This is a genomic window from Polaromonas naphthalenivorans CJ2 (assembly GCF_000015505.1).
In the GTDB taxonomy this organism is placed as follows: Bacteria; Pseudomonadota; Gammaproteobacteria; order Burkholderiales; family Burkholderiaceae_C; genus Polaromonas; species Polaromonas naphthalenivorans.
Genome location: NC_008781.1, coordinates 1,251,550 through 1,272,509 on the forward strand (window position 1 = coordinate 1,251,550; position 20,960 = coordinate 1,272,509).

Here is a 20,960-nt window from a genome sequence, read left to right on the forward strand (position 1 = left end):
CTCTGCTTTTTTTATTGTCCTGCCACCCACATCACACCATGCACCCACAAAGCCAGTCCAGCATTGATGCGTTCATCGACGCCCTGTGGCTCGAAGACGGCCTTTCCAGGAACACGCTGGCCGCTTACCGGCGCGACCTGTCGCTGTACGCGGGCTGGCTCCATGCCAAGGAGCAGCAGCACAGAAAGCTCGACGACACGGACGAGGACGACCTCAAGGCCTATTTTTCATTCCGCCATGCGGCCACCAAGGCCACCTCGGCCAACCGCTGCCTGACGGTGTTCAAGCGCTACTTTCGCTGGGCGCTGCGCGAAAACCTGATCGCCGCCGACCCGACGCTCAAGCTCCAGTCGGCCAAGCAGGCTTTGCGCGTGCCCAAGGTCATGTCCGAGGCGCAGGTCGATGCCTTGCTCGCCGCCCCGGATGACGACACGCCGCTCGGCCTGCGCGACCGCGCCATGCTGGAGCTGATGTACGCCAGCGGCCTGCGCGTGAGCGAACTGGTCGGGCTCAAGACCTTTCATGTCGGTCTGAACGAAGGCGCGCTGCGCGTCATGGGCAAGGGCAGCGCGGAGCGGCTGGTGCCTTTCGGCCAGGTGGCGCGCGAGTGGATCGTGCGCTACATCGCCGAGTCGCGACCGGCCATCCTGGGCGGCCAGCAGACCGACGACCTGTTTGTCACCGGCCACGGCCATGGCATGAGCCGGGTGATGTTCTGGATGCTGGTCAAGAAGTACGCGCTGCTGGCTGGCATCCATTCGCCGCTGTCGCCGCACACCCTGCGCCATGCCTTTGCCACGCATTTGCTGAACCACGGCGCCGACTTGCGGGCGGTGCAGATGCTGCTCGGGCATGCCGACATCTCGACCACAACGATCTATACGCATGTGGCGCGCGAACGCCTGAAGTCGATTCATGCCGAGCATCACCCGCGCGGCTGACCGTGCTGAACGGCGGCAAGCCGGAACCCTTCAGCGGTACATGAATTCGCGGTTGAAGGGGTAGGCTGACTGCGCGCCCTTGATGGTTTCGCCCTGCCTGTCAAGGGCGGGCCGGGCTGCCAGCACCTGGTGCAGCGCGATCCAGCCCTGCTCGAAGCTCATGGCGCTGCCGGCCAGATAGAGGCGGTAGGCGCGCAGGATTTTTTCAGCGCGCTCAAGCCCGCCATCGGCGGCCAGCACGGCGCGCGCCTCGTCCAGCCGCGCTTCCAGCGCATCGGACCAGTCCCACAGCGTGCGCCCGTAGTGCGGCCGCAGGTTTTCGGTATCGACCATTTCCAGGCCGGAGTGCGCCATATGCCCGAGCACGGCGCTGATGTGCAGCAACTCGCCGCCCGGGAAAATGTATTTGCCGATGAAGTCGCCCATGCCGGCGCCCAGTTGCCGGTTGTCAACACCGCCAGCAGTAATGCCATGGTTCAGGGCCAGCCCGCCCGGGGCCAGCAAGCGCATGACCTTGCCAAAGTAGGCATCCATGTTGACCTGCCCGACATGCTCGAACATGCCGACGGACGATATTTTGTCAAAAGGTTTTTTTTCCGGCAGGTCGCGGTAGTCGCACAACTCGATGCGCACCCGCTGGCCCAGGCCCTTGGCGTCTATCAGTTGCTGCACATGCGCGTGCTGGTTTTTTGACAGCGTGATGCCGGTCGCATCGACGCCGTAATGCTCGGCCGCCCACAGCAGCAGCCCGCCCCAGCCGGCGCCAATGTCGAGGAAATGTTCGCCGGGCTGGAGCATCAGCTTGCGGCAGATGTGGTCGAGCTTGGCTTCCTGCGCCTGGGCCAGCGTCATGCCGGTTTCGCGGTAATAGGCGCATGAATAGACGCGGCGCGGGTCCAGCCACAGCGCATAGAAAGCATCGGAAACATCGTAATGAAACTGTATCTGCGTGGCGTCCCTGGCCAGCGTGTGCGCCGTGAGCGACTTGGCCCGGTGCCGCAGGGCGGTCCACCAGCCGGTATCGCTTTCAACCGGATTGCCGGGCAGCAGCTTGAGCGTGGCGCGCATCACGTCGCGCATCGCGCCTTCGAGCTGCAGCTTGCCCTCGACATAGTCCTCGGCCAGGGCGCCGATCTGGCCGGCCTTGAGGCGGGCGATGCTCGACCATCTGGAGAACGACAGCCTGACCGGCGCGTCCGCCGCACCCAGTTGCTGCCCCTGCGGCAGCTGCAGGGCAATCTCTGGAGGCAGGCCGGACAGGTGTGATGGGTGACCAGGAACCAGGGACTGGAACATGCGCAACTCCTTTCGGTGTTGGAAAAGTCTAGCGCGCCTGAAGACGCGCTGCCATCACCTGTTTTGCGCAACAAAATGCACGCGCAGCCCGTGCCCTGTCGAAAGGAGTCAGTGAATTTCAGCCTGAGGTGCAACGGCCTGGGAAGTTCTGACACCCGTGGAAAATCCCAGCTGCGACACATCTGCCAGCAACTCTCGCAATTCATGGGCAAAACCCATGGAACTATTTTTTAGCAGGGCGATGTCCGCACGCAATTGCTGATTCTGGGTTTCAAGGAACTGGATGCGTTGCTGCTCGGCGGTCATCGGGTGGCCAGTGACCGGCTGGCCCAGGTCATCCGCGTCGAGAGCGGTGAAAGCTCGCTGCTCGGCGGCCCCGCTGGCTCCATCGGGTTCAAAAAACATGACTTTTGCCTTTTGAATCAGTTGCTTCATCATCATCTTGCGTCTCCTTGTTTCCAGTAGGTCAATGGATTTTTTGCTGGCGCTTTAAATGTATCTGAATGCTCTTTCATTGTGCAAAAAGTGATTGAGCCGTTTGGACTACAAGCGCTCACTATGCATTCCCACAGTTTCAGGTTAGTCAATCAACGAAGTGCCAGGCCGCATCAGGCGCTGGCATCCAGCAAGGCGAGTTCGGCATCGTCAAAACCCGCCTGGCGCCTGGCCTCCAGATTCAGCGGGCCTTTGAGGCGCGGCGCGCCGTAAGCCTGCGCCAGCACGGCATAGGTGGCTTGCGGCTCCAGGCCGCGCTCGGCGCACAAATACCGATACCAGCGGTTGCCAATCGCCACATGGCCGATTTCGTCGCGCAGGATGATGTCCAGGATGCTGACTGCGCGCAGGGCATCGGGCGTGCCGACCTTGCGCAGCTTGGCCTGCATCGGCGGCGTCGCGTCCAGCCCGCGCGCCTCCAGCGTGCGCGGCACCAGCGCCATGCGCGCCAGCACGTCGCCTTCGGTTTTTTGGGTCATGTCCCACAGGCCGGTGTGGGCCGCGAAGTCACCATAGTCGTAGCCCATGGCCTGCAGCTGGGCGCGCAGCAGGCTGAAGTGCCGGGCCTCTTCAGCCGCCACCTTGAGCCAGTCGAGGTAATAGGCGCGCGGCATGCCGGCAAAGCGCCAGGCCGCATCAAGCGCCAGGTTGATGGCATTGAACTCGATGTGGGTGACCGCATGCAGCAGGGCGGCCAGGCCTTCTGCGGTGAAGGGCGAGCGCTTGGGCATGTCCAGGTGCGTGCGCAACTCCGGCCGCGCCGGGCAGCCGGGCAGGCCGGCGGGCGCCATAAGGGTTTCATTAACTGCTATGAAAATAGTAGCTGCTTGCGCATACAGGTATTGCGCAAGCAGCACTTTTTGTTGTGAATCAGGCTCCATCAGCGCCTGCAGGGCGAGCTGGCGCAGTTCGGGTACGGGGGGCGTGGCGGTCATGGCCGGATTGTCGGTGATGCACTTGCCGCCGGCCAGAAACCCGGCCCGGGCGCTTGCCGCTGCGGCTTTCCTTACAATCAAAAGCCGTTTTCATCAACCCGTCATCAAGGAACCCCATGGCCATTTACCAGCTGGACGATTTGCATCCTGTCATTCACGACTCGGCCTGGGTGGCCGACAGCGCGCAGGTCATCGGCAATGTGACGCTGGCCGAAGGCAGCAGCGTCTGGTTTGGCGTGGTGGCCCGGGGCGATACCGACACCATCACGGTGGGCAAGGGCTCCAACATCCAGGACAACAGCGTGCTGCACGCCGATGAGGGCATGCCGCTGGTGATTGGCGACAACGTGACCGTCGGCCACCAGGTCATGCTGCACGGCTGCACGATTGGCGACGGCTCGTTGATCGGCATCCAGTCGGTGGTGCTCAATGGCGCGAAGATCGGCAAGCATTGCCTGGTCGGCGCCGGCTCGCTGGTGACCGAGGGCAAGGAGTTTCCCGACGGCTGCATGATCCTGGGCAGCCCGGCCAAGGCCGTGCGCCAGTTGTCTGACGCGCAGATCGAGGGTTTAAAAATGAGCGCGCAGCACTATATGGACAATGCCCGGCGCTACAAAGCCGGGCTCAGGAAGCTGGGCTGAACGGCACCAACAACATGAGCACCCTCAATATCCGTCCATCCCAAACCACGCTCAAGCCAACAGGGGCCGCGGAACCGGCTTCGCCGGGCCGCAGGCGCAGCGCCCCCTCGGGGGGCAGCGCATTACGCGAAGCGAAAAGCGTGGGGGCTATAACCAACCATGTCTGAACTCCATAAATTTATCTTTGACGGCCTGCCGGTGCGCGGCATGCTGGTGCGCCTGACCGACTCGTGGCAGGAAATCCTCAAGCGCCGCGAGTCTGCCGGCGGCTACCCGGCCGAGGTCATGCAGCTGCTGGGCGAAATGACGGCGGCCGGCGCCCTGATGCAAAGCAACATCAAGTTCAACGGCGCGCTGATCCTGCAGATTTTTGGCGATGGCCCGGTCAAGCTGGCCGTGGCCGAGGTTCAGCCCGACCTGAGCCTGCGCGCCACCGCCACAGTGACCGGCGAGGTGCCCGAGGGCAGTTCGCTGAGCCAACTGGTCAACGTGAAGAACGAAGGCCGCTGCGCCATCACGCTGGACCCAAAAGACAAGTTTCCGGGCCAGCAGCCCTACCAGGGCGTGGTGCCGCTGTTTGGCGACCGGCATGAAAAAATCGAGAAGCTGAGCGAGGTGCTGGAGCATTACATGCTGCAAAGCGAGCAGCTCGACACGCGTTTGATTTTGGCCGCCGACGGCAACGTGGCCGCCGGCCTGCTGATCCAGCGCCTGCCGGTCAAGGGCCAGGGCAACCTCGAAGGCCAGATGGACCGCCAGGCCAATGAAGACCAGATCGGCGTCAATGAGGACTACCAGCGCATCGCCATGCTGGCCGGCACGCTCAAGCGCGAAGAGTTGCTCACGCTGGATGTCGATACGATCCTGCGCCGGCTGTTCTGGGAAGAGCCGATCACGCGTTTCGAGCCGCTAACGCCCAGCTTTGCGTGCAGCTGCTCGCGTGAGCGGGTGGGCAGCATGCTGCGCGGCCTGGGCACGGCGGAAATCGAAAGCATCATTGCCGAGCGCGGCAAGGTCGATGTGGCCTGCGAATTTTGCGGCGCGCAGTACGAATTCGATCCAGTCGATGCGGCGCAGCTTTTCACCCAGCATATCCAGCAGCAGCCGCCGACCTCGACGGTGCAGTAAACGCTTCGATTAATAGCCAAGCGAAAAGGCTGCCGCGTGGCAGCCTTTTCTGCTTTTTTAATACAGCGTCGCGCCGGCGTTCTTGGCCTTGACGAATTCCTGCCAGTCGAGTTCCACCTGGGCGGCGTAATCCTTGGCGAAGTACATCACTTCGTCCTTGAAGGCCGAGGTGTAGCCGGTGACCGCATCGCTGACCGCCTTGTCAACCGATGAGCTGATCAGGTTGGGGTCGTAGTCCTTGTCGGACAGGGCGTGGTTCTTGGCCAGCGCCTTGCCGAAATAGTCCACGGCGGTGCTCCATTTGCCGTAGCTGGTGAGCAGGGTGTAGTCAAAATCTTCGGCGAAAGCCGATTTTTCGCGCAGGAAAAAGGCCTTGCCCGACATGCTGGCATAGCCCGCCAGCGGGTCGGCGTAACTGGTCTGCGCCTTGAGGCTGCGCACCACACGGTAGCCGAAGTGGCTGTTGTACACGCTCGCGGGCATGGTGTTCTGGTTGGACAAATTGACCGCGCTGGCCACCGATTCCTTCATTTCCAGGATCACGTCATCGCTGTTGGAACTGCTGGCGCCTTCGACCAGAATCCAGTAGCGATAGCGACCCAGGCTGCCGGTGCCAGAGCCGAGTTTCAGGCGGATGTCCTTGATGTTGAAGTAGTTGGCCGAGGCCGGCAGCTTGCTGGCGGGAATGCTGCCGATGTAGCTTGACATGGCTGTTGCAATGGCGCTGCTGGTGCTGCTGGAGACGGCAATCAACTCGGCCGTGCTCTGAAAGCGGCGCGGGCTGGCCGAAGTGGTGTATTTGCCCAGGAAGCTGCTGCGTGTATTGCCGGCCACCTTGTTGACAGTGTCTTGCACCACGCCGCTGGTGTTGCTGCTGCTCAAGCCATAGCCCAGCTCTTCATCGCTGCCTTTGAAGTCGGTCATTTTTTTGGAATAGCTCTCGGCGAAGGTTCGCACGAGGCTGTCACGGTCGGCGCTGGACACGCCCATTTCCTTGGCGGCCAGCTGGATGCTGGTCGCCAGGCGGTAAACGTCCAGGTTGAACGGACCCCAGGCGCCTTCATCGAAGTCGTTGGTGTCAAACACAGCGTTGCCTGCGGAATTGAGCACCGCGCCGAAGTTTTGCAGGTGCATGTCGCCATCAAGCCAGACCAGCGAGGTGCCGCTGGTCAGGAAGGCCGACGACACGGTGCGCATGTCCTTGTGATAAAGATGGGCCGTGCCCCGGAAGAACATGAAAGGACTCAGCGCCATCTTGTCCATTTTGGTGAACAGCTCTTGAGGCAACTGTGCCGCGTAGGGGTGGTTCTGGGTGTAAACCTCTTGTGTCACGTAGGCTTGGCGCGCGGTAGCCGCATCGGCGGCCAGCGGGGCTAGTGCTGCGGCAACCAGAACGCACAGGACGGTTAATTTTCCAGCGGAATGGAATGCTGGTGAGGAAGAAAAAAGAGGACAGAGGGGCAACATTTGAACGCTTAATTGTTAAAAATGTAAGTGTATGTAGCCGGTCTTTAAAATTTGATGACAAAGTGATGAACAGGTCATTCAAGCGCCCAGGTGCATCACGGTATAGAGATAAGAAATGTTTCCAGGAAGATCAACGATTCATAAACGATACGAATTGTTTGTTTTCCATATTTCCCCCGGACTTGCCAGTCGAGCGCTGCGACAGCAGCGCCGTCAACAGCTTGTGCTCGCACTGCGGGTCGCTGCATTTGTCGCACATCCAGACCCAAGGCTGGTTTTTGGTGTTGCCCGATCCGGCTTTCGGGCTCGGGCGTATCTGGGCCGGCGTCAGCAGGCTTTGAACAGCATGCAGCGCATGGGCCAGCCGTTCATCAGGGGTGCCATAGAGCACCCGGTAAGCAAGCGCGCCATGCGCCAGCGCGGCGCGGATCGACTGGTCTGCCGCTTCCTGCGCAGGCTCCAGCGTCGAGGCGTGGCTGTCCAAAAACAGGGAAGAGGCCGGGGATTGCAGGCCCGCCAGCAGTACCAGGCCAAAGCTGGCCAGGTCAGCCGGCAGCGTCGCCACGTCGGCAGCCACCACAAGCAGCGCTTGCCAGTCCGAGGCTTTCAGCGCCTCATCCAGCGCTGCGGCAAGTTCCGATAGCTGGGTGCGGGACGCGCCAAGCAGCGCGACTTTCAGCGCTGCCATGGCTGAAGGTGCGACGCTGCAAGCGCGACCATTGCCGGTCTTGCAGGCGGCTTAATCGGTGAACTGCACAAACATTTCATTGGGCTTGACCATGCCGAGTTCGCTGCGGGCTTTTTCCTCGACCATCTCCAGGCCTTCCTGCAAATCCTTGATTTCGGAGGCCAGCTGGTCGTTGGCAGCCTGGCGCAGCTTGTTGTTGGCAAGCTGTTCGCCAAGCCGCTGCTGCATTTCATGCACGTCGGGAATGCTGCCCCGGCCCCTCCAGAGCTGTGCATGGAACAGCCCCAGCAGCATGAGCAGGACGACAGGAACCAGTAAGCGCTTGCCCACGTGCTGGCGAATGCGTTAGCGCAGGTTGTAGAAAGCCGAGCGGCCGGGGTAGCTGGCAACTTCGCCCAGGTCTTCCTCGATGCGCAGCAGCTGGTTGTACTTGGCCATGCGGTCCGAGCGCGACAGCGAACCGGTCTTGATCTGGCCGGCGTTGGTGCCGACGGCGATGTCGGCAATCGTCGAGTCCTCGGTCTCGCCCGAGCGGTGCGAGATCACGGCGGTATAGCCGGCGCGCTTGGCCATTTCAATCGCGGCGAAGGTTTCGGTCAGCGTGCCGATCTGGTTGATCTTGATCAGGATCGAATTGGCGATGCCCTTGTCGATGCCTTCTTTCAGAATCTTGGTGTTGGTGACGAACAGGTCGTCGCCGACGATCTGCACGTTCTTGCCCAGGCGGTCGGTGAGGATTTTCCAGCCGTCCCAGTCGCCTTCGGCCATGCCGTCCTCGATGCTGATGATGGGGTATTTATCGACCCAGGTCGCCAGCATGTCGGTCCATTCCTGCGCGCTCAAGCTCAGGCCTTCGCCGGACAGCTCGTACTTGCCGTCCTTGTAGAACTCGGAGGCGGCGCAATCGAGGCCCAGGGCGATCTGCTCGCCGGCCACATAGCCTGCCTTGTCAATCGCTTCCAGGATCATCTGGATGGCTGCTTCATGGCCGCCGGGTACGTTGGGCGCAAAGCCGCCTTCGTCGCCGACAGCGGTACTGATGCCCTTGTCGTGCAGGATTTTCTTCAGGGCGTGGAACACCTCGGCGCCATAGCGCAGGGCTTCGCGAAAGCTCGGTGCGCCCAGCGGGATGATCATCAGCTCTTGCAGGTCGAGATTGTTGTTGGCGTGCTCGCCGCCGTTGATGACGTTCATCATAGGTACGGGCATTTGCACCGCAGCCATGCCGCCAAAGTAGCGGTACAGCGGCAGGCCGGCTTCTTCAGCGGCGGCTCTGGCCACGGCCATGCTGACGGCCAGCATGGCGTTGGCGCCCAGGCGCGATTTGTTCTCGGTGCCGTCGAGTTCGATCAGCGTGCGGTCCAGGAAGGCCTGCTCGCTCGCGTCCAGGCCGAGCACGGCTTCGGAGATTTCGTTGTTGATATAGCCGACTGCCTTGAGTACGCCCTTGCCGAGGTAGCGCGACTTGTCGCCGTCGCGCAGTTCGATGGCTTCACGCGAGCCGGTGGAGGCGCCCGAAGGCACGGCTGCCCGGCCCATCACGCCGGATTCCAGCAGCACGTCGCATTCGACGGTGGGGTTGCCACGGCTGTCCAGAATTTCGCGGCCCACGATATCAACAATAGCGCTCATTTTTTGTCTTCCTTGGTAAATAAAAATCGGACGTGGCCAGGGGCCAGGGCCTCAACAGCAGATTTTTGCATGGCTTTGGGCTGCGCGGGCGGTGTGCTGCCGATTGTTCGGGGTACGTAACCGCTACGCGCACGGGCTCAGGCCGAGAAGCTGTTTTCCAGATAACCGTTTTTCTTGGTCACCCGGTCCAGCTCCAGCAGCGTTTCCAGCAGCGCCTTCATGTGCTTGAGGGGCACGGCATTCGGGCCGTCGCTCATCGCGTTGGCCGGGTCGGGATGGGTTTCCATGAACAATCCGGCAATGCCGACGGCCACGGCGGCGCGGGCCAGCACCGGCACCATCTCGCGCTGGCCGCCGCTGCTGGTGCCCATGCCACCGGGCAGCTGCACCGAATGCGTGGCGTCGAACACCACCGGCGCACGCGTCTCGCGCATGATGGCCAGACTGCGCATGTCGGAAACTAAATTGTTGTAGCCAAAGCTGGCGCCGCGCTCGCAGGCCATGAAGCGGTCTTCATCCAGGCCTTTTTCGCGCGCTGCGGCTCTAGCCTTGTCGATGACGTTCTTCATGTCGCCGGGCGCGAGGAACTGGCCCTTCTTGATGTTGACCGGCCGGCCCGATTGCGCCACAGCGTGGATGAAGTCGGTCTGCCGGCACAGGAATGCCGGTGTCTGCAGCACATCGACCACGGCGGCGACGGCGGTGATCTCGGCTTCTGAATGCACGTCGGTCAGGATCGGCAGGCCCAGCTCGCGCTTGACCTTGGCCAGGATTTGAAGCCCCTTTTCCATGCCCGGACCGCGAAAGCTGGTGCCGCTGGAGCGGTTCGCCTTGTCGTAGCTGGACTTGAAAATGAAGGGAATGCCCAGCGACGCGGTGATTTCCTTGAGCGTTCCGGCCGTGTCCATCTGCAACTGCTCGGACTCCACCACGCAGGGGCCGGCAATCAGGAAGAAGGGCTGGTCCAGCCCGATGTCAAATCCGCAGAGTTTCATGTCGATGCCACCACTTTCAGGGGTTTTGCCGTCTCGGCTTTTTTCGCCTGGCTGAGCGCGCTACGTTGTTCCAGCGTGGCGGCGATGTAGGCATTGAACAGCGGGTGGCCATCCCACGGCGTCGATTTGAATTCAGGGTGAAACTGCACGCCCACGAACCACGGGTGAACGTCCTGCGGCAGCTCGACAATCTCGGTCAGGTGCTCGCGCTGCGTCAGCGCGGAAATGACCAAGCCCGATTTGCGCAGCGTGTCGAGGTAGTTGACATTGGCTTCATAGCGGTGGCGATGGCGTTCCGTCACCACATCGCCGTAGATGCTGTGCGCCAGGCTGTTCGGCGAGACATCGGAGCTTTGCGCGCCCAGCCGCATGGTGCCGCCCAGGTCGGACTTGGCATGCCGCGTCTTGATGGTGCCGTCGGCGTCTTTCCACTCGGTGATGAGGGCGATGACCGGATGTGGCGTCAGCGGGTCGAACTCGGTGCTGTTGGCGTCCTTGAGGCCGGCGACATGGCGCGCGAATTCGATGGTGGCCACCTGCATGCCCAGGCAGATGCCGAGGTAGGGAATCTTGTTCTCGCGCGCAAAGCGGGCGGCGCAGATTTTGCCTTCGACGCCGCGCACGCCAAAGCCGCCGGGCACCAGGATGCCGTCGAACTGCGCCAGGCTGGAAACCGTATCGGGCGTCAAGGTTTCGGAGTCCACATAGGTGATAACCACTTTGGCATGGTTTTTCATGCCGGCGTGGCGCAGGGCTTCGTTGAGCGACTTGTAGCTGTCGCTCAAATCGACATACTTGCCGACCATGGCGATGCTGACCTCGGTTTGGGGATGCTCGGTGGCATAGACCAGATCATCCCAGCGCTTGAGGTTGGCCGGGGGTGTGTGCAGGCGCAGCTTGTCGCAGATCAGGCCGTCGAGCCCCTGCTCGTGCAGCATGCGCGGCACCTTGTAGATCGTGTCCACATCCCACATGGAAATGACACCCCATGCCGGGACATTGGAAAACAGCGAAATCTTGTCGCGCTCTTCCGTGGGAATGGGTCGGTCGGCACGGCACAGCAGCACGTCGGCCTGGATGCCGATCTCGCGCAATTGCTTGGCGGTGTGCTGGGTCGGCTTGGTCTTGAGTTCGCCGGCCGCGGCAATCCATGGCACGTAGCTCAGATGCACGAAAGCGCTGTTGTTCGGCCCCATGCGCAGGCTCATCTGGCGCACGGCCTCTAAAAAGGGCAGGGATTCGATGTCGCCGACCGTGCCGCCGATTTCGACAATCGCCACATCGACCGCGTCAGGCGTGTCGTAGCGCGCGCCGCGCTTGATGAAGTCCTGGATTTCGTTGGTGATGTGCGGAATCACCTGCACCGTCTTGCCGAGGTAGTCGCCACGGCGTTCCTTGTCCAGCACGCTCTGGTAGATCTGGCCGGTGGTGAAGTTGTTGGCCTTGCGCATCCGGGTTTCGATGAAACGCTCGTAATGGCCCAGGTCCAGGTCGGTTTCAGCGCCGTCGTCGGTGACAAAAACCTCGCCATGCTGGAGCGGCGACATTGTGCCCGGATCCACATTGATATAGGGATCGAGCTTGATGAGGGTGACCTTGAGGCCTCGGGATTCGAGGATCGCGGCCAAAGCGCCTGAAGCGATTCCCTTGCCCAGGGAAGACACTACACCGCCGGTGACGAAGACAAATTTGGTCATGCCATGTACGAACCACAAGTCCGCTGAGGTGGTAAACGGAGATTATAGGGGTTGGATGTCAGGCCCTGACCGGCCAGTTCAGTAAACCGGGCCATTGCTTGCCACGCCAGCTTGGCGTCGCTAAAACCGGCGTTCTGCCTCTGTCGCAGGCAGGGGAGCGGCATGGTTTAGCTGCTACATTGCCAGCCATGACAAATCAAGCAAACGAGCCTGGCGCCGAAGCCCTCGACCTGGCGGGAAAACATATCGTGCTCGGCCTGTCGGGCGGCATTGCCTGCTACAAGTCGGCCGAACTGTGCCGGGGCCTGGTCAAGGCCGGTGCCACCGTGCAGGTGGTGATGACCGAAGCCGCCGCGCAGTTCATCACGCCAGTCACGATGCAGGCGCTCAGCGGGCGGCCGGTGTACAGCAGCCAGTGGGACGGGCGCGAGCCCAACAGCATGGCGCACATCAACCTGTCGCGCGAAGCCGACGCGATGGTGATTGCGCCGTGCAGCGCCGACTTCATCGCCCGGCTGGTCCAGGGCCGCGCCGATGAGCTGCTCAGCCTGATGTGCCTGGCGCGCCCGCTGGACCGTGTGCCGCTGCTGGTGGCGCCGGCGATGAACCGCGAGATGTACGCGCACCCGGCGACGCAGCGCAACCTGGCGCAATTGCAGGCCGACGGCGCATGCGTGCTGGGCGTGGGCGTGGGCTCTCAAGCCTGCGGCGAAACCGGCGACGGCCGCATGCTGGAGCCCGACGAACTGCTCGAAGACATCATCGCGTTCTTCATGCCCAAGGTGCTCAAGGGCCAGCGCGTGCTGGTCACGGCCGGGCCGACCTACGAGGCGATTGACCCGGTGCGCGGCATCACCAACCTGTCGAGCGGGAAAATGGGCTTTGCGATTGCGCGCGCGGCGCGCGAGGCCGGGGCTGAGGTCACGCTGGTCGCCGGGCCGGTCAGCCTGGCCACGCCGCGCGGCGTCACCCGCGTTGACGTGAAATCAGCATCAAATATGCTCTCTGCGGTGGCTGCGCATGCGCAGTCAGCTACTGTTTTCATAGCAACGGCGGCCGTTGCCGACTGGCGACCGGCGGCCGCTTCGGCGCAAAAAATCAAGAAAGACGGCTCCGGCCAGACGCCGCAGCTGCAATTCACCGAAAACACCGACATCCTGGCCACCGTCGCCGGCTTGCCGGCTGCGCAAACAGGACGGCTCTTTTGCGTCGGCTTTGCCGCCGAAAGCCATGACCTGCTGGAAAACGCCCAGGCCAAGCGCCTGCGCAAGAAGGTGCCGCTGCTGGTCGGCAACATCGGCCCCGATACCTTCGGCCAGGACCACAATGCGCTGCTGCTGATTGACGCCCAGGGCAGCCTCGAATTGCCCCGGGCGTCCAAGCTGTCGCTGGCGCGCCAGCTGGTCCGTGAAATTGCCGGCCGGATGGCGGCTTGCGCGCCCACGGACCAGAAAGCCACGACCCCATGATGCTGCCTTCAAACACCCCGCCCGACGGCGATTTTGTGCGCTATGTTGAACGCCTGACGGCCGGCAAGGCGGCGCCTGGCGCGCAGGAAAACTTCTTTGATCCCAAAAAAGCCGTGCCGGCCGATGCACCGCTGGCCGCGCTTGCGGGCCGGCCTTCGCTCAAGGCTGTCCTGGAACCCTTGGCGCGAATTCCTTTTTTGACGCATGTCAAATGGGTGGTTGCGTTGTGGATTGCCACGCAGGCGCTGGCCCGGTTCGTACCCGGCGCCGGCTTTTTGTTCATTCCCGTGCTGGCGCTGTATGCGGCATGGGTGATCTTCACGGTCAGGCGCAAGTCGCCGGGCGCTTTCTTCAGGGAACTGGGCGAGGTGGCCAGGCGCGCTGCCGAAGAAGCCAGAAAACTCCAGCAAACCAATTCAAAAAACAAACCATGAACATCGACATCAAGATCCTCGACCCGCGCCTTCAGGACAATCTGCCCGGCTACGCCACGCCCGGCAGTGCCGGCCTGGACTTGCGCGCCTGCCTGGACGCGCCGCTGACGCTGGGCGCCAATGCCTGGCAGCTGATTCCCACCGGCATGGCTGTTTACCTGCACAACCCCGGCTATGCCGCGCTGATCCTGCCGCGCTCGGGGCTGGGCCACAAGCACGGCATCGTGCTGGGCAACCTGGTCGGGCTGATCGATAGCGACTACCAGGGCCAGCTCATGGTCAGCGCCTGGAACCGCAGCGATGTGCCTTTCACCATCGAACCGATGGAGCGCATTGCCCAGCTGGTGATCGTGCCGGTGGTGCAGGCGCGCTTCAACGTGGTGAGCGAGTTCGTGGCCACCGAACGGGGCGAGGGCGGTTACGGCTCGACCGGGAAAGGCTGAAGCAGCCTGGGGCCGGCGGCCCGTCTGGCGTCAGGCTTGTCCTACGCCGATTGGCTGGGGTGTCCCACGTCCCGTAAGCTTTGGACCTGACCTAGAACATTCCTCATTACCCTTCTAATCAACCCATGAAATTCCATCGACATCTGCTGGATCACAAACAAGCAAACAGGTGTGTCGGAGAGTCATCAACCTTATCTCAGGAGAATTCCATGCACCGTCACCGTATTTCCCGCTTCATTTCAGTGACCTCGTCAGCGCTTGTGCTGGTGGGTCTGACCGCCTGCGTCGCTCCACCCATGGATTCCCAGGGGCAGATGTCGTCCTATCCGGCGCCGGGCTACCCCGCCCAGGGCCAGGCTCCGAACCAGTACCCGAACCAATATCCGGCGCAAACCCAGTATCCTGCCCAACAGCAGCAGGGCAACCAGGTCGAATACGGGCGCGTCAACAACATTGAAGTCTTCCAGACCCAGCAGCAGGCCCAGGGTTCGGGTTTGGGCGCCATCCTGGGCGGCGTGGCCGGCGCGGTGGTCGGCCACCAGATTGGCGGCGGCACCGGCCGCGATATTGCGACGGTGGCTGGCGCCGTGGGTGGCGCCGTGGCCGGCAATGCCATCGAGAAGAACCGCAATCCCAATGTGAGCCAGGCCTACCGCATTACGGTCCAGCTGGACAATGGCGGCGCGCGTGCCTATGACGTTCCGGCCACCGGTGACTTGCGCATCGGTGACCGCGTCAGGGTTCAAAACGGCCAGCTGTTCCGTTATTGATTCCCTTATCCCTCACGCAAAAGCGGCGTTGCGGTTTTTCTGCAGCGCCGCTTTTTCATGGGCGGAAAAAAGGTGGGTTCAGTGCAGTGTGTCGTTGCCCGGCGTCAGGGGCTGCAGCTTGAAAAACCCGGTGCCCAGCGAGCCCTGGCCGACTTCCTGTTCAGTCGCCTCGCGCACTGATTCAACCTTGAGCGCCAGCCGGATGGCAATGCCGCCCAGCGGATGGTTGCCGTCCAGCACCACATGCTCGGGGTAAATGTCGGTGACCGTGTAGATGTGCTCGGGCGGAATCTGCGCGGTGGCGCCTGCAGGCATGGCCGCGCCGTCAAAGGTCATGCCTTCTTCAAGCCCGGCCGGAAAAATGCTGCGGGGCTCCAGGAAAACCAGGTTTTCATCGTAGTCGCCGAAGGCGTTTTCGGGCTCCAGGTGCAACTCCAGCGTGTCGCCGGCGGCATGGCCTTGCACGGCCTCTTCGATGCTGGCCAGAAGGTCATTGCCGCCGAGCAAAAACTCGACCGGCTCGTCCAGTTCGTCCAGCACATCGCCCAAAGTATCTTTCAGCGTCCATGTCAGGGCTACGACGCATTGCGGGGTGATTTTCATCGGACAATTGTCCCATGGATGTCAATCAGCCCCTCCCCCTCCTTGCCGGTCTTACCCCCGCCCAATTCATGCGCCGCCACTGGCAAAAAAAGCCGCTCCTGGTGCGCCAGGCCATTGCCGGCTTTGAGCCTTTTCTCAGCCGTGCCGCGCTGTTCAAGCTGGCGGCGCGCGAGCAGGTCGAATCGCGCCTGATTGTCCAGCAGGCCAAAGGCTGGGGCATGAAAAAAGGCCCGTTTGCGTCCAAAAGCCTGCCGCCACTGAGCCAGGAGGGCTGGACGCTGCTGGTGCAGGGCGTGGACCTGCATGAGCCTGCCGGGCATGCGCTGCTGCAGCAATTTCGTTTTGTTCCCGATGCGCGGCTGGATGATCTGATGATCTCGTTTGCCACGCCAGGCGGCGGCGTGGGTCCGCACTTTGACAGCTATGACGTGTTCCTGTTCCAGGCCAGCGGCCGCCGGCGCTGGAAAATCGGCCTGCAAAAAGACTTCACGCTGCAGCCCGACGTGCCGCTGAAGATTTTGCAGAATTTCGAGGTCGACGAGGAGTTTGTGCTCGAAGCGGGCGACATGCTCTACCTGCCGCCGCGTTATGCGCATGACGGTATTGCCGAGGCCAGTGTCGGGACAAACGGGAAACCGGCCGACTGCATGACGTATTCCATCGGTTTTCGTTCGCCGGCCCGGACCGAACTGGCTTCGGAACTGTTGCACCGCCTGGCTGAAATGGGCGAGGATGCGGCAGAAGAGGCCTGTGCCGCTGAAGCCGGCCGCAAGCCCGCCCGTGCACAGCCCATGTACCGGGACCCGACCCAGCCTGCCACCGAAACGCCAGCCGCCATGCCGGCCGGACTGGCCGATTTTGCCGGGCAGGCGGTGCTCGAAGCGCTCAAGGATCCACTGGCGCTGGCTTGCGCGCTGGGTGAATACATGACCGAGCCCAAGCCTGGCGTCTGGTTTGACGAGCCTGAGCAAGCCTGGGATGGCGATGCCGCCAAAGCCGGCCAGATGGCGATTGCGCTGGATGCGCGTACCCGCATGATGTATGACAGCGACCACATTTTCATCAACGGCGAAAGCTACCGCGCCAAGGGTGCCGACGCCAGCCTGATGCATCGCCTGGCGAACCAGCGATGCCTGCTGGCGAGCGAGTTGCGCAAGGCGGGCGCAAGCGCTATCGAACTGCTTGGCGACTGGCACGAGGCTGGCTGGGTGCAGCAAATCGGGCAGCAAGCGTCGGGCGATGCGAACAGGCCCTGACGCGTGCGTACCGCGCCCCAATTCAATCAGAGAAAAGGAGATGGATATGACGGACATGACTTCCGGGCCATCAGGCGCTGCGCCTTTGCTCGAAGGCCGGTTCAACGGCCGTAACGAATTTGCCGGGCTGATCCGTCAGGCATTGGCGGCAGCGGCAGTGCAGGGATGGCGTGAAATCATCTGGTGTGATCCGGACTTTGCCGATTGGCCCCTGGGCGAGCGCCTGGTGGCGCAGGCGCTGAACGACTGGGCCGGAAGCGGCCGCAAGCTCACGATGCTGGCTGCCAATTACGACGCCGTTCCCCGGCAGCATGCGCGTTTCGTGGCATGGCGGCGAACCTGGTCGCATGTGGTGGAATGCCGCAGGAGCGCAACGGCTTCGGTGGGCAGCATGCCCAGCGCCTTGTGGAGTCCGGGCTGGACGTTTGAACGGCTGGACATGGAGCGCAGCACCGGCGTGGCCAGCGCCGATGCCGCCCGCCGCATCGCCCTGAAAGAGCGCCTGAACGAGTTCCTGCTCAACAGTTCAGCGGCCTTTCCGGCGACGGTTCTGGGACTGTAAGTGTGGTTTTCCGGTTGCACTTCCCAGTGCCTGACTCTTATTTCAGGGGGCTAAGGGTTTTCATGCTTGTGCTGGCAGCATATAATTTAAAACTGAGTAGAAAGAGTTTGAGTCCTTTCCTCCAGGTCAGGACATAACTTGAATTTGGATTTGGGTTTGGGTTTTGACAATTTCCGGAAATTGTTTTCTTAAATATCATCAAGGATCGTAAAAAATGAACAAGTCCCTCGTACTGGCCGCCATTGTTGCCGCTCTTGCCCTGGCTGCCTGCGGTAAAAAAGAAGAAGCCGCTGCACCTGCACCTTCAGTGGTCGTGGTTCCTGCAGAAGCTCCATCCGCCAGCGCCGCTGCTGCTGCTGCCACCGGCGCCGCTTCCGCTGCTGCTGACTCCGCCAGTGCCGCCGTGAGCGCCGCTACCGATGCCGCTTCTGCTGCTGTCAGCGCTGCTGACGCAGCTTCGGCCGCTGCTTCCGCCGCGAAGTAATTCTTCCCGACTTCCTGAAAAGCCGCCTCCGGGCGGCTTTTTTCATGGCTCGGCAAAGCGCTGAATCTTGCTGATTTTCAAATTTGCAGCCACGGTGTGCCGCTGGCCGCACCCGCCACCACGATATCGCTGCGGTGGCATCCCAAAGCATTGGACAGCGCATCCTGCGCCAGATCGGGCCGGTTGTTTTGCGCGCTCAAGTGAGCGGCGACCACATGCTTGAGGCCGCTGTGGTTTGCGGCGCAGGCAATGCCAGCGGCTGCGGCATTGGACAAATGTCCATAATCACCCCCCACGCGACGCTTTAAAAAGGCTGGATAAACCGATTGGCTCAGCAGCTCGGTGTCGTGGTTGGACTCCAGCAGCAAGGCGTCGCAAGCCTGCAGATGCGCCATCACATGCGGCGTTGCATGGCCCAGATCGGTCAGGATGCCCAGTTTTGCCGAGCCATCGGTGCAGCTGAGCTGCAGCGGTTCCCGCGCGTCGTGGGGAACGGTAAACGGCATCAGTTGCAGGCCGCCCAGGTCAATCGCCTTTTCGTCCCGCGCGGTATGCAGCAAACCTTCGAAATCAGGCGCGCCTATGGCCGAATGGGTTCCCTGGCTCATCCAGACCGGAATCCGGTGGCGCAGCGCCAGCGTCAGCGCACAGCCGATGTGGTCGCCATGTTCATGGGTAATGAAGACCGCATGAATGTCTTCAGGCCGCAGATCGACTTCCGCCAGGCGAAGTACGAGTTGCCGAATGCCCAGCCCGCAGTCAATCAGTATGCGAAAGGGCACCAGGCCGCAAGCTTCAACCAGTGTTGAGTTGCCCCCGCTGCCGCTGCCCAGGCTTTTGAATCTCAACACGGCAAAAAATCCGCTCGCCGGTTTGCAGGCCTGACTGCGCTTACTTCAGGTCGTCGGCAATCACCTGGACAATGCGCTGGGCATTGGCGGACGATTCGGGCGTGCCCTGGGCATTCAACACCGAAACCGTGGTCTTTTCGCCCTCGCTCTTGAGGGTGATGCGGTATTTCAGCGGTGCAGGCGTTGCTGCGGCGCTGCTGAACAGCTTGCTGAAAAAGCCGGGCTCGCTCTTGTTGGCGACAGGCTCGACATAGCGCACGAAGTAGGTGCCCTGGCTGCGGTCGCGGTCTTCCACGGTAAAGCCGGTGCGGTCCAGCGCCAGGCCGACGCGGCGCCAGGCGCGCTCGAAGCCTTCGTCCATCTGCACCACGGGCAGGTTGTTGAGCAAGGCCACGCGGGATGTCTGCTGCGGCGCCGCGCCGGCGGCAATCAAGGCCTTGGACTGCTCCTGCGTCACGCCCAGCTTGACCATCAGGCGGCGCAGGAATTCCGCCTCAAGTTCAGGATCGGGCGCGCGCGGCTGCCAGATGGTGCCGTCACCGGAGGCTGCGCCGCCCTTGACGCCGGTCAGGACTTCTTCCATGCCGCGATGGCTGATGTAGATTTCGGTGCCGCCATCGGGCCGGCGTTCCAGCCGGGTGCGGAACTTGTCGCGCTCGCCGGTGGAGTAAAGGCTGTCCAATACCTTGCCCAAGGTGTTGCGAATGAAATCCTGCGGCAGTTTGGCGCGGTTTTCGGCATAGTCGGTTTCCATGATGCCGAGGTTTTCCTGGTCTTGCGTCAGCAAAAAGCCGCTTTCCAGCCAGAAGTCACGCACCGGCGTCCAGAGCTTGTCGGCCGGCCTGCCCACCACCAGCCAGCGCTGGCTGCCGGCGCGCTCGATGCGCACATCGCCCACTGCATTAGACGCGGTCGTCACCGTCTGCGTCGGCTGGGCGACCTGGTAGCTGCTGGCGCTGACGGCCGCGCCGGGAACCACATAGCGGGTGTCGCGGCTGAGCTGGGTCAGGTCCGGAGGAACATCCAGCGAAGGCGCTTTGGCGCTGCTGCTCGATTTGTAATCGACCCGTTCACCTTCCATGGTGTCCTTGATCGTGGAGCAGCCGGCCAGAAGGCTTGCGGCCACCAGCGCGGAAAGGGCGGCAGCGCTTCGGGCTTTGCGCAAGGCGGGGCGCTGGGTTGATCTCGGCAATGTCTTCACGTGTATTCCTTAAAAATCAGATCAGGCCGCACACGCGCAAGGCGTTTTCGACGGCGGCTTCGTTGTTGGTTTCAAGCGGTGTCATGGGCAGGCGCAGCGTATTGCCGCACAGGCCCATTCGCGCCATGGCCCATTTGACCGGAATCGGATTGGCTTCGATGAACAGGTTGCGGTGCAGCGGCATCAGCCTGAATTGAAGTTCCATCGCGCGCTTGACGTCGCCCGCCACCGCCGCCATGCACAGCTCGTGCATCAGGCGCGGCGCGACATTGGCCGTCACGCTGATATTGCCCTGGCCGCCGCAGAGCATGAGCGCCACGGCGGTCGGGTCGTCGCCTGAATACACCGCAAAGCCCTTGGGCACTTCCTTGATCAACCACTGGGCGCGCTCGATGTTGCCGGTGGCTTCCTTGATGCCGACGATGCCGGGCACTTCGGCCAGGCGCAGCACGGTGGCATGCGCCATGTCGGCCACGCTGCGGCCGGGCACGTTGTAGAGCACCGTCGGCAGGTCGCCCACGGCTTCGGCAATAGCCCTGAAATGCAGGTACTGGCCCTGCTGCGTCGGCTTGTTGTAGTAGGGCACGACCTGCAGCTGGCAGTCGGCGCCCACTTGTTTTGCAAATTTGGCGAGTTCGATGGCTTCAGCCGTCGAGTTGGCGCCGCAGCCAGCCATGATGGGAACCCGCTTGCCGGCCTGTTCGACCGCGACACGGATGATTTCGCAATGCTCCTCGACGTTGACCGTCGGCGACTCGCCGGTGGTGCCGACCACGCCGATGCAGTCGGTGCCCTCGGCGATGTGCCAGTCAACGAGTTTGCGCAGGGTGGCGTAGTCCACGCTGCCGTCTTCATGCAAAGGGGTTGCCAGTGCAACAATGCTGCCAGTAATGGGGTTCATGTCGTGCTTGTAACGTGATGGCTGGAGTGGTGGGGCGGCGTCAAGGGACTTGGCGACCGGCCCAAAAAGCC

General features: G+C 62.3%; 23 protein-coding genes. 10 read left to right on the plus strand and 13 right to left on the minus strand.

The features are described 5' to 3' along the window. Nucleotides 1–38: 38 nt before the first annotated feature. A complete protein-coding gene (gene xerD, locus PNAP_RS05885; protein WP_011800583.1) occupies nucleotides 39–941 on the plus strand; it encodes a site-specific tyrosine recombinase XerD in 903 nt (300 codons plus the stop codon). A 30-nt stretch (nucleotides 942–971) separates the two neighbouring features. Here the strand turns inward: xerD and PNAP_RS05890 are convergent, their stop codons facing one another. The 3 genes from PNAP_RS05890 to PNAP_RS05900 form a co-directional block, all read right to left on the minus strand. Further along, nucleotides 972–2,237, minus strand: a complete 1,266-nt coding sequence (locus PNAP_RS05890; RefSeq protein WP_011800584.1) for a class I SAM-dependent methyltransferase — start codon at nucleotides 2,235–2,237, stop codon at nucleotides 972–974. 108 nt (nucleotides 2,238–2,345) lie between these two features. Continuing rightward, on the minus strand, nucleotides 2,346–2,678 hold the full coding sequence (locus tag PNAP_RS25550; RefSeq protein ID WP_011800585.1) for a hypothetical protein: 333 nt from the start codon (nucleotides 2,676–2,678) through the stop codon (nucleotides 2,346–2,348). A 167-nt stretch (nucleotides 2,679–2,845) separates the two neighbouring features. Beyond that, nucleotides 2,846–3,667, minus strand: coding sequence for a ferritin-like domain-containing protein (locus tag PNAP_RS05900; RefSeq protein WP_041377037.1), 822 nt, complete (start codon nucleotides 3,665–3,667; stop codon nucleotides 2,846–2,848). A 116-nt stretch (nucleotides 3,668–3,783) separates the two neighbouring features. Here PNAP_RS05900 and PNAP_RS05905 point away from each other — a divergent pair, with 116 nt between their 5' ends. Then, nucleotides 3,784–4,308: a gamma carbonic anhydrase family protein gene (locus PNAP_RS05905; RefSeq protein ID WP_011800587.1), complete on the plus strand. Its 525-nt coding sequence runs from the start codon at nucleotides 3,784–3,786 to the stop codon at nucleotides 4,306–4,308. Between the two features lie 159 nt (nucleotides 4,309–4,467). Continuing rightward, nucleotides 4,468–5,436, plus strand: coding sequence for an Hsp33 family molecular chaperone HslO (hslO, locus tag PNAP_RS05910; RefSeq protein ID WP_011800588.1), 969 nt, complete (start codon nucleotides 4,468–4,470; stop codon nucleotides 5,434–5,436). A gap of 57 nt (nucleotides 5,437–5,493) precedes the next feature. Here the strand turns inward: hslO and PNAP_RS05915 are convergent, their stop codons facing one another. The 6 genes from PNAP_RS05915 to PNAP_RS05940 form a co-directional block, all read right to left on the minus strand. Then, complete coding sequence (locus tag PNAP_RS05915) at nucleotides 5,494–6,768, minus strand: DUF2252 domain-containing protein (RefSeq protein ID WP_232290758.1); 1,275 nt, start codon at nucleotides 6,766–6,768, stop codon at nucleotides 5,494–5,496. Nucleotides 6,769–7,033: 265 nt separating this feature from the next. Further along, nucleotides 7,034–7,591: a hypothetical protein gene (locus tag PNAP_RS05920; RefSeq protein WP_011800590.1), complete on the minus strand. Its 558-nt coding sequence runs from the start codon at nucleotides 7,589–7,591 to the stop codon at nucleotides 7,034–7,036. Between the two features lie 51 nt (nucleotides 7,592–7,642). Then, the gene (locus PNAP_RS05925; RefSeq protein ID WP_011800591.1) at nucleotides 7,643–7,885 is read right to left on the minus strand and encodes a septum formation initiator family protein; all 243 of its coding nucleotides are present in this window, start codon (nucleotides 7,883–7,885) and stop codon (nucleotides 7,643–7,645) included. Nucleotides 7,886–7,936: 51 nt separating this feature from the next. Further along, complete coding sequence (gene eno, locus PNAP_RS05930) at nucleotides 7,937–9,223, minus strand: phosphopyruvate hydratase (protein WP_011800592.1); 1,287 nt, start codon at nucleotides 9,221–9,223, stop codon at nucleotides 7,937–7,939. 137 nt (nucleotides 9,224–9,360) lie between these two features. Beyond that, nucleotides 9,361–10,218, minus strand: a complete 858-nt coding sequence (gene kdsA / locus PNAP_RS05935; RefSeq protein WP_011800593.1) for a 3-deoxy-8-phosphooctulonate synthase — start codon at nucleotides 10,216–10,218, stop codon at nucleotides 9,361–9,363. Then, a complete protein-coding gene (locus tag PNAP_RS05940; protein ID WP_011800594.1) occupies nucleotides 10,215–11,915 on the minus strand; it encodes a CTP synthase in 1,701 nt (566 codons plus the stop codon). The genes kdsA and PNAP_RS05940 overlap by 4 nt, the downstream gene beginning before the upstream one ends. A gap of 188 nt (nucleotides 11,916–12,103) precedes the next feature. Between PNAP_RS05940 and coaBC the strand changes: the two genes are divergently transcribed. The 4 genes from coaBC to PNAP_RS05960 all read left to right on the plus strand — a co-directional run bounded on the left by coaBC (nucleotide 12,104) and on the right by PNAP_RS05960 (nucleotide 15,031). Then, the gene (gene coaBC, locus PNAP_RS05945) at nucleotides 12,104–13,384 is read left to right on the plus strand and encodes a bifunctional phosphopantothenoylcysteine decarboxylase/phosphopantothenate--cysteine ligase CoaBC (RefSeq protein WP_011800595.1); all 1,281 of its coding nucleotides are present in this window, start codon (nucleotides 12,104–12,106) and stop codon (nucleotides 13,382–13,384) included. Continuing rightward, complete coding sequence (locus PNAP_RS05950; protein ID WP_041376558.1) at nucleotides 13,381–13,818, plus strand: hypothetical protein; 438 nt, start codon at nucleotides 13,381–13,383, stop codon at nucleotides 13,816–13,818. The genes coaBC and PNAP_RS05950 overlap by 4 nt, the downstream gene beginning before the upstream one ends. Beyond that, on the plus strand, nucleotides 13,815–14,261 hold the full coding sequence (dut, locus tag PNAP_RS05955; protein ID WP_011800596.1) for a dUTP diphosphatase: 447 nt from the start codon (nucleotides 13,815–13,817) through the stop codon (nucleotides 14,259–14,261). The genes PNAP_RS05950 and dut overlap by 4 nt, the downstream gene beginning before the upstream one ends. Before the next feature lie 209 nt (nucleotides 14,262–14,470). Then, complete coding sequence (locus tag PNAP_RS05960) at nucleotides 14,471–15,031, plus strand: outer membrane lipoprotein (protein ID WP_011800597.1); 561 nt, start codon at nucleotides 14,471–14,473, stop codon at nucleotides 15,029–15,031. A gap of 78 nt (nucleotides 15,032–15,109) precedes the next feature. Here PNAP_RS05960 and PNAP_RS05965 read toward each other — a convergent pair whose 3' ends face one another. Next, the gene (locus tag PNAP_RS05965; RefSeq protein ID WP_011800598.1) at nucleotides 15,110–15,634 is read right to left on the minus strand and encodes an FKBP-type peptidyl-prolyl cis-trans isomerase; all 525 of its coding nucleotides are present in this window, start codon (nucleotides 15,632–15,634) and stop codon (nucleotides 15,110–15,112) included. Between the two features lie 14 nt (nucleotides 15,635–15,648). Between PNAP_RS05965 and PNAP_RS05970 the strand changes: the two genes are divergently transcribed. From PNAP_RS05970 to PNAP_RS25555, 3 genes are all read left to right on the plus strand, one after another. Next, nucleotides 15,649–16,890 (plus strand): JmjC domain-containing protein, encoded by a 1,242-nt coding sequence (locus PNAP_RS05970; protein ID WP_011800599.1) that lies wholly within the window; start codon nucleotides 15,649–15,651, stop codon nucleotides 16,888–16,890. A 46-nt stretch (nucleotides 16,891–16,936) separates the two neighbouring features. Further along, nucleotides 16,937–17,452: a hypothetical protein gene (locus tag PNAP_RS05975; protein ID WP_011800600.1), complete on the plus strand. Its 516-nt coding sequence runs from the start codon at nucleotides 16,937–16,939 to the stop codon at nucleotides 17,450–17,452. 214 nt (nucleotides 17,453–17,666) lie between these two features. Then, the gene (locus tag PNAP_RS25555) at nucleotides 17,667–17,936 is read left to right on the plus strand and encodes a hypothetical protein (RefSeq protein ID WP_011800601.1); all 270 of its coding nucleotides are present in this window, start codon (nucleotides 17,667–17,669) and stop codon (nucleotides 17,934–17,936) included. Nucleotides 17,937–18,013: 77 nt separating this feature from the next. On the opposite strand, the gene PNAP_RS05980 is transcribed toward PNAP_RS25555, so the two are convergent. The 3 genes from PNAP_RS05980 to dapA all read right to left on the minus strand — a co-directional run bounded on the left by PNAP_RS05980 (nucleotide 18,014) and on the right by dapA (nucleotide 20,889). Then, entirely contained in the window at nucleotides 18,014–18,787 is a 774-nt protein-coding gene (locus PNAP_RS05980) for an MBL fold metallo-hydrolase (RefSeq protein WP_011800602.1), read from the minus strand. Between the two features lie 40 nt (nucleotides 18,788–18,827). Further along, complete coding sequence (gene bamC, locus PNAP_RS05985) at nucleotides 18,828–19,868, minus strand: outer membrane protein assembly factor BamC (protein WP_083758081.1); 1,041 nt, start codon at nucleotides 19,866–19,868, stop codon at nucleotides 18,828–18,830. Between the two features lie 136 nt (nucleotides 19,869–20,004). Continuing rightward, nucleotides 20,005–20,889, minus strand: coding sequence for a 4-hydroxy-tetrahydrodipicolinate synthase (dapA, locus tag PNAP_RS05990; RefSeq protein ID WP_041376559.1), 885 nt, complete (start codon nucleotides 20,887–20,889; stop codon nucleotides 20,005–20,007). Nucleotides 20,890–20,960: the final 71 nt, after the last annotated feature.